Raw genomic sequence first — 12,159 nt, 5'->3', positions numbered from 1 at the left:
CATATATATAAATACTTTTAATAGAGTGTAATTAGGGAGTGTTCCCTGCTAAAAGGAGGAACAAAATGGAATACGTAATTGAGATGAACAATATTACAAAAGTATTCCCAGGCATTGTAGCGAATGATGATATTACGCTGCAAGTAAAACAGGGAGAAATACATGCTTTACTTGGAGAAAATGGTGCAGGGAAATCCACATTGATGAATGTACTATTTGGTTTGTACCAACCAGAACAAGGTGAAATTAAAATTAAAGGAAAACCTGTAAAAATTACAAATCCGAATATAGCAAATGACCTTGGTATTGGGATGGTCCATCAGCATTTTATGCTTGTTCATAATTTTACAGTTACAGAGAATATTATTCTTGGAAATGAGCCGAAGAAAAACGGGAAAATTGCTGTTGAAGAGGCGGCAAAAGAAATTAAGCAATTATCTGAACAGTATGGTTTGGCTGTTGATCCACATGCGAAAATTGAGGATATTTCTGTTGGGATGCAGCAAAGGGTTGAAATATTAAAGACTCTTTATCGTGGTGCTGAGATTTTAATATTTGATGAGCCAACCGCGGTGTTAACTCCTCAAGAAATTCATGAGTTGATTCAAATTATGAAAAAGCTTGTGCAAGAGGGGAAATCTATTATCCTTATTACACATAAGTTGAAAGAAATTATGGAAGTTTGCGATCGTTGTACAATTATTCGTAAAGGTAAGGGGATTGGTACTGTTGATGTAGCGGAAACGGATGAGCATAAACTTGCAGAGTTAATGGTCGGACGTCAAGTGAATTTTAAAACAGAAAAAATAGAAGCTAAACCAATGGAAGAAGTACTATCTATTGCAAACCTAATTGTTCATGATACGCGCAAGTTACCTGCTGTAAAAGGCCTTGACTTAACTGTTCGTGCAGGAGAAATCGTTGGGATTGCAGGGATTGATGGGAATGGTCAAAGTGAATTAATAGAGGCGATTACTGGTTTACGAAAAGTTGAGTCAGGTTCTATTGCAATTAAAGGAAAAGAAATAACGAATTGGCCTGTTCGAAGAATAACAGAAGAGGGGATTGGTCATATTCCTGAAGACCGTCATAAACACGGACTTGTTCTCGATTTTTCTGTTCGGGACAATATTGTTTTACAAACATACTATAAAAATCCATTTTCAAAGAAAGGGATTTTAAATTTTAGTAAAATTACAGAAAAAGCGAAAGCACTTATTGAACAGTTTGATGTACGTACACCTAGTGAACAAACGTTAGCTCGCGCTCTATCTGGTGGAAACCAACAAAAGGCAATTATTGCACGTGAGGTAGATCGTAATCCAGATTTATTAATTGCAGCACAGCCAACACGTGGTTTAGATGTAGGTGCGATTGAATTTATTCATAAAAAATTAATTGAGCAGAGAGATAATGGTAAGGCAGTATTACTTTTATCTTTAGAGCTGGATGAAATTTTAAATGTAAGTGATCGAGTGGCTGTTATATATGAAGGGAAAATTGTAGCGATTGTCGATGCGAAAGAAACAAATGAACAACAGCTTGGATTATTAATGGCCGGCGGGACAGGGAAAGAGAAGGTGAACACAAATGGCTAAAAAATTTTTAACAGAACGAACAATTAATATTTTAGTACCTGTGTTATCCGTAGTTTTCGGTTTACTTGTTGGTGCCATTGTAATGTTAGTTAGTGGATATGATCCAATTGTTGGATATGCCGCGCTTTGGGAAGGGATGGTTGGCAATCCACAAGCTATCGGTGAGACGTTGCGTACAATGATTCCGCTTGTATTAGCTGGTCTTTCAGTAGCATTTGCATTTCGTACAGGTCTTTTCAATATTGGAGTGGAAGGACAATTATTAGTTGGGTGGCTTGCTGCTGTTTGGTTTGGATATGCAGTGTCGTTACCAGCAATTTTGCATATTCCGTTATCTATTTTAGTGGCAGCAATTGTCGGCGGTTTATGGGGGTTTATACCTGGATATTTAAAAGGGAAACTTAAAGTAAATGAAGTAATTGTTACAATTATGATGAACTACATTGCACTTTATGTTACGTATGATCTTATTAAACGTTTTATCCACGAAGGTAATGAAAAATCTTATGACGTACAAGCAAGTGCTTCGTTAGCTTCTGATTGGTTATCTTCATTGACAGATGGATCTCGTTTACACTGGGGAATTGTTGTGGCTATTATCATTGCGATTGTAATGTGGTTCTTATTAGATAGAACAACGTTAGGGTATGAATTAAAATCGGTTGGTTTTAACCAAAATGCCTCTCAATACGCAGGAATGAAAGTATCGCGTAATGTTGTATTATCAATGACAATTGCTGGTGCTTTTGCAGGAATTGGTGGAGCTATGGAAGGATTAGGGACATTCCAAAGTATGACAGCAATGTCTTCGTTTACTGGTATTGGATTTGATGGGATTGCGGTAGCACTTTTAGGCGGAAATAATCCATTTGGTATACTATTAGCAGCTTTACTGTTTGGTGGTTTGAAAAGTGCAGCACCACAAATGAATTTCGAAGCAGATGTACCTTCGGAGTTAATTAACGTTATTATTGCATGTATTATTTTCTTTGTAGCGTGCAGTTATGTTTTACGCTGGGCACTTACACGCATGAGCAAGGAGGGGAAATAAATGAGCTTTTTAGATATTTTAGCCATTCTTGTGACGGGTACGTTATATACGGCAGCGCCACTTATTTTTACGGCGTTAGGTGGAGTGTTCAGTGAACGTTCTGGAGTTGTAAATATAGCGTTAGAAGGTTTAATGTTATTTGGTGCATTTATTGGTATTGTTACAACGTTATTAATGGGTGATACGTGGGGGTCGATGACTCCTTGGATTGCATTATTATTTGCAGCAATTGGTAGTGGATTGTTTGCACTTCTTCACGCAGTAGCATCCATTACATTCCGTGCAGATCAAGTAGTAAGCGGAGTAGCAATTAACTTCTTAGCACTTGGTTTAACAGTATTTGCGATTAAGAAAATCTTTGGCAAAGGACAAACTGATTTCATTCAATACCGCATTGAAAAAATCGATGTTCCGGGTCTTTCGGATATTCCGGTAATCGGAAAAATCTTTTTCTCTAATGTACCGTTAACATCATATATTGCTATTATTTTAGCGTTTGTCGTTTGGTATATCATTTATAAAACGCCGTTCGGTCTTCGTCTTCGTGCGGTTGGTGAGCATCCAATGGCAGCGGATACGATGGGGATTAACGTATATAAAATGCGTTATATTGCAGTTGCTATATCTGGAATGTTTGCAGGAGTTGGTGGAGCGGTCTTCGCTATGTCGATTTCTGGTAACTTCTCAGGTGCTACAATTACTGGACAAGGTTTCTTAGCGTTAGCAGCAATGATTTTCGGTAAATGGAATCCACTCGGTGCTCTTGGAGCGGCTCTGTTCTTCGGATTTGCTCAATCATTAGGAATAACAGGTGGTACAATTCCAGTACTAAAAGAAATTCCAAGTGTATTCTTAACGATATTACCGTATGTATTCACAATATTAGCGCTTGTTGGTTTTGTAGGTCGTTCTGAAGCTCCGAAAGCATTAGGAACTCCTTATGAAAAAGGAAAACGATAAGTATAAAAAAAGCTCGCACATTAGTGCGGGCTTTTTTACATAGACTATATTTAATACGGAATTTTACTATGTTCCTTACATATTACAGTTTTTAGAAAGGGCCTAATGTAAGTATAGTGAGGAAGAAAAGTTGATTTTTTATTTCTAAAAACTGTATATTGAAGAGGAATATTCCTATATACGTAAAGGAGGGCTATAAATGAAACTGATGGAACAACAGTTACATGAGCTAGGTGGTTTACGAGTACATATTATTCCAACTGATAAATATAAAACAAATACATTTGTATTTCGTTTGAAAGCACCTTTAAATGAGGAGACGGTGACAGAGCGTGCCCTATTGCCATACGTATTGCAAAGTGCGACAGAAAAGCTTCCTTCTGTAATTCGTCTTCGTCAATATTTAGAAGAATTATATGGATCTTCTTTGGCAGTAGATGTAAGTAAAAAAGGAGAAGACCATATCATCTCTATTTATGTAGACATTGCAAATGAAGTATATTTACATGATGCACCACCGTTATTTGAAAAAGCGCTTTCTATGTTATCTGATATCGTTTTGCATCCAGCGACAGAGGGGAATGGTTTTCTACCTTCTATCGTGGAAAGTGAAAAGAGAGCGCTCTTGCAACGAATTGAAGCGACTTATGATGATAAAATGCGTTATGCAAACGAGCGTTTAATTGAAGAAATGTGCAAAGTAGAACCGTATCGTTTAAGCGTAAATGGGAAAAAAGAGAGTGTTTCTTCTATTACAAATGAAAGTTTGTATCAATATTATCAAAAAGTGTTAGCAGAGGATGAAATGGATCTATACATTATTGGTGATATTTCAGAAAACGCAGTGGATCTTGTAAGTAAGTATTTTTCTATTTCAGCGCGTCCTGCGAGAGAAAGAAATGTACTTCTTCATAAGAGAAATAATGAAGAAAAAGAAGTTGTGGAAAAACAAGAATTAAAACAAAGTAAATTACACATCGGTTATCGTACGTTTATTACGTATAAAGATGAAGATTATTTTGCACTGCAATTGTTCAATGGATTGTTTGGAGGATTTTCTCATTCGAAGTTATTCGTTAATGTTCGTGAAAAAAATAGTTTAGCGTACTATGCAGCATCTCGCTTTGAAAGTCATAAAGGTTTATTATTTGTCATGTCAGGAATCGAAGCGAAAAATTATGAAAAAGCGGTTGAGATTATTAAAGAGCAAATGCTTGCAATGCAAAATGGTGATTTTTCTGAAGAAGAGATGCATCAAACGAAAAGTGTTATTCGAAATCAAATATTAGAAGCAATTGATACACCGCGCGGATTTGTGGAAATGCTGTATCATGGTATTATTTCAGATCGTACCCGTCCGGTTGAAGAATGGCTTACAGGTATTGAAAGTGTGACGAAAGAAGAGATTGTGAAAGTTGCTAAAAATATTGAATTAGATACAATTTACTTTTTACAAGGAACGGAGGGAGAATAAATGGAGAAGATTGTTTATGAGCAATTAAAAGAGACACTCTATTATGAAAAACTTCCTAATGGATTAGATGTATATATTTTACCGAAGCAAGGATTTAATAAAACATTTGCAACGTTTACGACAAAATATGGTTCTGTGGATAATACGTTCGTACCACTAGGTAAAGAAGAGATGATTCGTGTGCCTGATGGGATTGCTCATTTTCTTGAGCATAAACTATTTGAAAAAGAAGATCACGATGCCTTCCAATTGTTTAGTAAACAAGGGGCATCGGCAAATGCTTTCACATCATTCACAAGAACAGCTTACCTTTTTTCATGTACATCAAATGTAGAACAAAATTTAAATACATTGTTAAATTTCGTACAAGAGCCTTACTTTTCTGAAAAAACAGTTGAAAAAGAGAAGGGTATCATTGGGCAAGAAATTCAAATGTATCAAGATAATCCAGATTGGCGCTTATATTTTGGGTTAATTGATAGCTTGTTTGTAAAGCACCCGATTAAAATTGATATTGCGGGTACGATCGAGTCTATTAGTAAAATTACGAAAGACCTACTATATGAATGTTATGAAACGTTTTATCATCCAAGCAATATGTTAATGTTTGTTGTAGGGGCAATTGATCCAGAGAAAACGATGGATTTGATACGTGAAAATCAAGCGAAAAAAGATTATAAAAATCAACCAGAAATAATCCGTTCATTCGAAGAAGAACCAGATGAGGTAAATGAAAAGAAGAAAATTATTTCAATGCCTGTACAAACACCGAAATGTTTAGTTGGTATTAAAGCGACAAACTTAAAAGAAAAAGGGGAAGCCCTTTTAAAACAAGAAATTGCGCTTACGCTACTTTTAGATTATTTATTTGGGAAAAGTTCTGTTCATTACGAATCTTTATATAATGAAGGGCTTATTGATGATTCGTTCTCGTATGATTATACGGAAGAGAATAACTTCGGTTTTGCAATGGTTGGCGGCGATACGAAGCAACCTGATGAGCTGGAAGAGCGTTTGAAAGGTATTTTATTAAATACAAATTATGATCAATTAGATGAGGCGGCATTAGAACGAGTAAAGAAAAAGAAAATAGGTGGCTTTTTACGCTCCTTGAATTCACCAGAATATATTGCAAATCAATTTACACGATATGCGTTTAATGAATCGAGTTTGTTTGATGCATTGACTGTATTAGAAAGTTTAACGGTTCAAGATTTACAAGAAGTAGCAAAATTATTATTATCAGAAGAAAAAATGAGCGTTTGTCAAGTATTACCGAAAAAATAAAAGGTTTCACAATAATACCCTCATCTTATCATTGATAAATTGTAAGATGAGGGTATTATTTATTTGTGGGGAAAAGATTTTTTTGAGATAAGAGAGGAATAGTATGAAAAAGTATGCATTAGTAACTGGAGGAAGCGGAGGGATTGGCTCTGCTATTTCGAAACAATTAATTCAAGATGGATATACAGTATATGTTCATTATAATAACAGTGAAGAGAAAGTGAATGAGTTGCAGAAAGAATGGGATGAAGTAATTCCTGTTCAAGCGAATTTAGCTTCTACTGATGGGGCAGAGCAATTGTGGAAACAAATTGAACATCCTCTTGATGTTATCGTATATGCAGCTGGGAAGAGTATATTTGGACTCGTAACAGATGTAACGAACGATGAATTGAATGATATGGTAGAACTTCAAGTGAAGAGTATCTATAAATTATTATCAATGGCACTGCCTTCAATGATTCAGCGGAGAAGCGGTAATATTGTACTTGTATCATCTATATGGGGACAAATTGGTGCATCATGTGAAGTGCTTTACTCGATGGTAAAAGGTGCGCAAAATTCATATGTGAAAGCTTTAGCAAAAGAAGTTTCATTAAGTGGAATAAGGGTGAACGCGGTGGCGCCAGGTGCAATTGAAACGGAAATGTTAAACGTATTTTCAGAAGAGGATAAGAATGAAATTGCAGAAGAGATTCCGTTAGGTAGGCTGGGATTGCCAGAAGAAGTAGCAAAAACAGTGTCGTTTCTTGTATCTCCAGGTGCATCTTATATAACGGGACAAATTATCGGAGTGAACGGCGGTTGGCATTGTTAAAAATTTCTTACATAAAAAATGAAAAACTGTACAAATTAAGCATGATTCTATTACTAAGTAGTGAGGTGCTTACACATGTCAGTTTTAGATAATTTTGATCAATGGAAGAGCTTTTTAGGAGAACGTTTAGAGCAAGCGCAAGGAAAAGGTCTTGATGGTGGTGCTGTATCAGATATGGCATTTCGTGTTGGTGACTATTTAGCGAATGAAGTAGAAGCACGCAACGATCAAGAGAAACTATTAGCTGAGCTTTGGAAAGTTGCTGACGAACAAGAGCAACATACAATCGCAAACTTAATGGTAAAGTTTGTACAACATAAGTAAAAAATAGAGAGGAGATTCTCCTCTCTATTTTTTTTGTATAATAATTGAAAGGGATAGATTATACATTTAGCTTCCCTATTAAGGTGAAATCATATAATATAGTACGTAGGTGTAAAGTAAGCAAGGGGAGTGATCTTGGATGATTGAATGGTATTTTGAATATGAAATACATAAAAACCGACCTGGCTTGCTTGGTGACGTTTCTTCGTTAATCGGTATGCTCGGCATTAATATTGTCACAATTAATGGTGTAGATAATGCAAGGCGTGGATTACTCCTTATGTGTGATAATCAAGAGCAAATCTCTAGACTTGAATCAATTTTAAATACGATGGATAACATAACGGTAACGAAATATCGTCCGCCAAAGCTAAGAGATAAGCTAGCGGTTAGACATGGTAGGTACATACAACGAGATGCAGATGATAAGAAGACATTTCGGTTTGTGCGTGATGAATTAGGGTTACTTGTAGACTTTATGGCTGAAATAATGAAAAAAGAAGGCCATAAGCTAATTGGTATACGAGGAATGCCTCGTGTTGGAAAAACAGAATCCATTGTTGCCGCAAGTGTTTGTGCAAATAAAAGATGGTTATTTGTATCGTCTACTCTTATTAAGCAAACTGTTCGTAGTCAATTGATTGAAGATGAGTATAGCGACGACAATATTTTCATCTTAGATGGAATCGTGTCAACAAAGCGTGCTAACGAAAGGCATTGGCAGCTTGTTCGTGAAATTATGAGATTGCCTGCAACGAAAGTTGTGGAACATCCTGACGTATTTGTGAGTCAGTCAGAATACACATTGGATGATTTTGATTATATTATCGAGTTGCGTAACGATTATGATGAAGAGATTCAATATAATTTAGTAGATGAAATTGAGCAAGGTACGCAAAATAATTTCTCTATGTTTGACTTTTAAAGAAATATTGAGGTGTTAGTAGTGACAGAATTAGGACAAAAGCTGAAAGAAGCAAGAGGAACGAAAGGCTTGTCTATTGATCAGCTGCATGAGATTACAAAAATTCAAAAACGCCATTTAGTAGCGATTGAGGAAGGCAATTATGATGTATTGCCAGGAGCTTTTTATGCGCGTGCATTCATTAAACAATACGCAGATGCGGTTGGATTAAATGGAGAAGAACTGCTTGTGGAATATCAGAGTACGATACCGCAATCTGAAAAACGTGACGTTCCACAAGTATCAACTGGACAAAAAACGCAAGAAACAATGCAAAAGTCTTCATCATGGCCAATTGCAGATCATATGCCAAAAATCTTAGTTGCGCTGTTAGTTATTGCAATTGGAGTAGTAATTTGGTTTGTTTTCCAAGCGTTGACTGGAAAAGATGATGAGAAAGTTCCGAATGCTCAAAGCGAGAAAATTGAAGTTAAAAAAGCGGAAAACTCTCCGTTAGATACGAAAAAAGATGAAGTGAAAGCGGAAGAGCCGAAAAAAGAAGAACCGAAAAAAGAAGAGCCAAAGAAAGAAGAACAACCAGCGCAACAAACGGGACAACAAGAAATCAAAGTAATTGGGACAACTGGTAAGGAATCCACTTTGGAAATTCATAATAATAAAACGTTAGAACTAGAAATTACAACAAAAGGCGCAAGTTATGTAGGTATTAAAAATGAGGCAGGAAATGATATCTTTAGTGGAACAATAGAGGAAGGTCAAACTCAAAAATATGATTTATCAACAGCGAAAGTGGTAAACCTTAATATAGGAAGTGCACCGAATGTTGAATTTAAATTAAATGGCCAAGTCGTTACATTCCCGTTGAATCCAGAAGAGAATTATCATCAAAAATTCTTGATTAAAAATCTAGGGATAGAGCAACCTGCACAATAACAGTCATCGCTTCGATGACTTTTTTCAATGAACAAATGTTTTTGATATGATGGAGGAATAGCTGTGAATTTACCAAATAAAATTACAATATCTAGAATCTGCTTAATTCCAATTTTTATGGTAATTATGTTAGCGCCCTTTGATTGGGGTTCATACACAATTGGTGATGTTAATTTACCAATTCAACATTTAGTAGGAGCGCTTATCTTTATTGTTGCTTCGGCTACAGATTGGATTGATGGACATTACGCAAGAAAGTATAATCTTGTAACGAATTTAGGGAAGTTCCTTGACCCGTTAGCTGATAAATTACTTGTTTCAGCGGCACTTATCACGTTAGTTGAGATGCAATACGTACCTGCTTGGATCGTTATTGTCATTATAAGCCGTGAGTTTGCGGTAACTGGTTTACGTCTTGTACTTGCTGGAACAGGGGAAGTAGTTGCGGCAAATCAACTAGGGAAAATTAAGACGTGGACACAAATCATCGCGATTGCGGCATATTTATTACACGATGTGCCTTTAAATTTAATCCATATTCCAGTTGCTGATATTTTTATATGGATTGCATTAATTTTTACTGTTATTTCAGGATGGGATTATTTCTGGAAAAATAGAGCTGCTTTTGTAAACTCAAAATAGAAGTTTATGGGGGGAATTGGGATGAACGCTGAAATTATTGCGGTTGGAACAGAATTATTACTTGGACAAATTGCAAATACAAACGCCCAGTTTTTATCTGAAAAGTTAGCTTCAATTGGCATTAATGTGTACTACCATACTGTAGTTGGAGATAATAACAAACGATTACAGCAGGCGATTGAAGTTGCAGAAGAGCGTGCGGACATGCTTATTTTTACAGGTGGATTAGGCCCGACAAAAGATGATTTGACGAAGGAAACAATTGCGTCTAGCTTAGGGGAAGAGCTTGTATATGACGAAAATGCATTAGCATTAATAAGCGATTATTTTAAGCGTACAGGTCGTGAGTTCACTGAAAATAATAAAAAGCAGGCACTCGTTTTGAATGGGGCAAATGTATTTGCAAATGATCACGGTATGGCACCTGGTATGGGGTTAAATAAGAACGGAAAAGTTTATATTTTATTACCAGGACCACCGAAAGAGATGAAGCCAATGTATGTAAGTTATGTAGAGCCTTTTTTACGTAACTTTACAACAGGAGAAAACATTTATTCTCGCGTGCTTCGCTTCTTCGGAATTGGAGAATCTCAATTAGAGGTGAAAGTTCAAGATTTAATTGATGGACAAACGAATCCGACAATTGCCCCGCTTGCCAATGATGGAGAAGTGACATTACGTTTAACTGCTAAACATCAAAATGTTGATGAAGCAGAGAAACTCATTCAGCATGTGGAAGATTTGATTTTAGAAAGAGTAGGAGAGTTTTTCTACGGGTATGACCAAGAGTTTCTGCATTATAAGGCGATAGAGTTATTGAAGAAAAAAGGATTAACTTTAGCGTGTGCGGAAAGTTTAACAGGTGGTCTCTTCGGTAATCAAGTAACAGAAAGTGCTGGTGTATCTTCCGTATTTAAAGGCGGTGTCATTTGTTATCATAATGATGTGAAGCAACATGTATTACATGTACCTGAGGAAGTGTTGTCTACTGACGGTGCAGTTAGTAAAGAATGTGCTCGTTATCTTGCTGAAAATGTTAAAGAATTATTAAAAGCGGATATCGGAATTAGTTTCACTGGGGTAGCAGGACCAGATGCTTCAGAACATAAAGAGCCGGGAACTGTATTTGTTGGATTGGCGATTAAAGATGAACCAACTGTAGTCTTTCCTCTAAATTTAAGCGGAAGTCGTCAACAAATTAGGGAACGCTCAGCAAAATATGGATTTTATCATTTGTATAAAAAGCTAGAAGAGATATAAGTCTCTTTTAGCTTTTTTTAATGGTTAAATGCGGTTATATTTAATGGAAAATAAAAAAATCGAATAAATGTTCGATTTTTGTTGGCAAATTGAATTGAAAATAGGTATAATAAGATTAGCAATTCAGTTAAGGAGGAATTTTGAATGAGTGATCGTCAAGCAGCGTTAGATATGGCGTTAAAACAAATAGAGAAGCAATTCGGTAAAGGTTCAATTATGAAATTAGGAGAACAAGCAGAGCGTAAAGTTTCTACGGTTTCTAGTGGTTCTTTAGCACTAGATGTGGCACTAGGAGTAGGCGGATACCCACGTGGCCGTATTATCGAAATTTACGGACCTGAAAGTTCAGGTAAAACAACAGTTTCATTACATGCAATTGCAGAAGTACAGCGCCAAGGTGGACAAGCGGCGTTCATCGATGCTGAGCATGCAATGGATCCTGTATATGCACAAAAATTAGGTGTTAACATCGATGAATTACTATTATCACAACCTGATACAGGGGAGCAAGGTTTAGAAATCGCAGAGGCACTTGTACGAAGTGGTGCGGTTGATATTATCGTAATTGACTCTGTAGCAGCTCTTGTACCAAAAGCTGAGATTGAAGGAGACATGGGTGACTCACACGTAGGTTTACAAGCTCGTCTAATGTCTCAAGCACTTCGTAAACTTTCAGGTGCAATCAATAAATCAAAAACAATCGCAATCTTTATTAACCAAATTCGTGAAAAAGTTGGGGTTATGTTCGGAAATCAACTACAAGTTGCTTAATCGTAAAGATTAAGGAGTTTACCATGGGTTTCCCTTGCTAGTGATAGCATGTTAAAAAACCTTGTGAACCTTATTGCCTAAGGGTGTAACTATTCATATAGTTGCTAACGGTGAAGC

General features: G+C 36.3%; 11 protein-coding genes and 1 pseudogene. All 12 read left to right on the top strand.

The genetic code is table 11. The features are described 5' to 3' along the window. Window positions 1-65: 65 nt before the first annotated feature. The gene (locus MKY00_RS18490) at window positions 66-1,598 is read left to right on the top strand and encodes an ABC transporter ATP-binding protein (protein ID WP_000456919.1); all 1,533 of its coding nucleotides are present in this window, start codon (window positions 66-68) and stop codon (window positions 1,596-1,598) included. Beyond that, window positions 1,591-2,649 carry an ABC transporter permease gene (locus MKY00_RS18485; RefSeq protein WP_001074499.1) on the top strand — a complete coding sequence of 353 codons (1,059 nt, stop codon included), beginning with the start codon at window positions 1,591-1,593 and terminating at the stop codon, window positions 2,647-2,649. Before MKY00_RS18490 ends, MKY00_RS18485 begins: the two co-directional genes overlap by 8 nt. After that, window positions 2,650-3,609, top strand: a complete 960-nt coding sequence (locus MKY00_RS18480; RefSeq protein ID WP_000008842.1) for an ABC transporter permease — start codon at window positions 2,650-2,652, stop codon at window positions 3,607-3,609. A gap of 199 nt (window positions 3,610-3,808) precedes the next feature. Next, entirely contained in the window at window positions 3,809-5,083 is a 1,275-nt protein-coding gene (gene yfmF, locus MKY00_RS18475) for an EF-P 5-aminopentanol modification-associated protein YfmF (RefSeq protein ID WP_016718298.1), read from the top strand. Next, window positions 5,084-6,370 (top strand): EF-P 5-aminopentanol modification-associated protein YfmH, encoded by a 1,287-nt coding sequence (yfmH, locus tag MKY00_RS18470; protein ID WP_016718297.1) that lies wholly within the window; start codon window positions 5,084-5,086, stop codon window positions 6,368-6,370. 103 nt (window positions 6,371-6,473) lie between these two features. Next, window positions 6,474-7,187 carry an elongation factor P 5-aminopentanone reductase gene (gene ymfI, locus MKY00_RS18465; protein WP_000759611.1) on the top strand — a complete coding sequence of 238 codons (714 nt, stop codon included), beginning with the start codon at window positions 6,474-6,476 and terminating at the stop codon, window positions 7,185-7,187. A gap of 75 nt (window positions 7,188-7,262) precedes the next feature. After that, window positions 7,263-7,511 carry a DUF3243 domain-containing protein gene (locus tag MKY00_RS18460; RefSeq protein ID WP_000114454.1) on the top strand — a complete coding sequence of 83 codons (249 nt, stop codon included), beginning with the start codon at window positions 7,263-7,265 and terminating at the stop codon, window positions 7,509-7,511. 139 nt (window positions 7,512-7,650) lie between these two features. Further along, a complete protein-coding gene (locus tag MKY00_RS18455; protein WP_000574107.1) occupies window positions 7,651-8,436 on the top strand; it encodes a DUF3388 domain-containing protein in 786 nt (261 codons plus the stop codon). 21 nt (window positions 8,437-8,457) lie between these two features. Beyond that, window positions 8,458-9,369 (top strand): helix-turn-helix domain-containing protein, encoded by a 912-nt coding sequence (locus MKY00_RS18450; RefSeq protein ID WP_000137481.1) that lies wholly within the window; start codon window positions 8,458-8,460, stop codon window positions 9,367-9,369. A gap of 63 nt (window positions 9,370-9,432) precedes the next feature. Continuing rightward, window positions 9,433-10,011 (top strand): CDP-diacylglycerol--glycerol-3-phosphate 3-phosphatidyltransferase, encoded by a 579-nt coding sequence (gene pgsA, locus MKY00_RS18445; protein ID WP_016718296.1) that lies wholly within the window; start codon window positions 9,433-9,435, stop codon window positions 10,009-10,011. A 21-nt stretch (window positions 10,012-10,032) separates the two neighbouring features. After that, window positions 10,033-11,271 (top strand): competence/damage-inducible protein CinA, encoded by a 1,239-nt coding sequence (cinA, locus tag MKY00_RS18440; RefSeq protein ID WP_000990722.1) that lies wholly within the window; start codon window positions 10,033-10,035, stop codon window positions 11,269-11,271. Between the two features lie 144 nt (window positions 11,272-11,415). After that, window positions 11,416-12,024, top strand: a pseudogene (gene recA, locus MKY00_RS18435) (recombinase RecA); the annotation flags it as partial. Between the last annotated feature and the right edge of the window lie 135 nt (window positions 12,025-12,159).

The organism is Bacillus sp. FSL R9-9834 (genome assembly GCF_038006905.1).
In the GTDB taxonomy this organism is placed as follows: domain Bacteria; phylum Bacillota; class Bacilli; order Bacillales; family Bacillaceae_G; genus Bacillus_A; species Bacillus_A pacificus.
This window is presented reverse-complemented; position numbering and strand designations above follow the sequence as displayed.

Excerpts from the sequence above, each read along its gene's own strand:
- MKY00_RS18485 (WP_001074499.1), top strand. The coding sequence starts at position 1,591 with ATGGCTAAAAAATTTTTAACAGAACGAACAATTAATATTTTAGTACCT.
- MKY00_RS18455 (WP_000574107.1), top strand. The coding sequence starts at position 7,651 with ATGATTGAATGGTATTTTGAATATGAAATACATAAAAACCGACCTGGC.
- yfmH (WP_016718297.1), top strand. The coding sequence starts at position 5,084 with ATGGAGAAGATTGTTTATGAGCAATTAAAAGAGACACTCTATTATGAA.
- ymfI (WP_000759611.1), top strand. The coding sequence starts at position 6,474 with ATGAAAAAGTATGCATTAGTAACTGGAGGAAGCGGAGGGATTGGCTCT.
- MKY00_RS18480 (WP_000008842.1), top strand. The coding sequence starts at position 2,650 with ATGAGCTTTTTAGATATTTTAGCCATTCTTGTGACGGGTACGTTATAT.
- MKY00_RS18490 (WP_000456919.1), top strand. The coding sequence starts at position 66 with ATGGAATACGTAATTGAGATGAACAATATTACAAAAGTATTCCCAGGC.
- yfmF (WP_016718298.1), top strand. The coding sequence starts at position 3,809 with ATGAAACTGATGGAACAACAGTTACATGAGCTAGGTGGTTTACGAGTA.
- MKY00_RS18460 (WP_000114454.1), top strand. The coding sequence starts at position 7,263 with ATGTCAGTTTTAGATAATTTTGATCAATGGAAGAGCTTTTTAGGAGAA.
- cinA (WP_000990722.1), top strand. The coding sequence starts at position 10,033 with ATGAACGCTGAAATTATTGCGGTTGGAACAGAATTATTACTTGGACAA.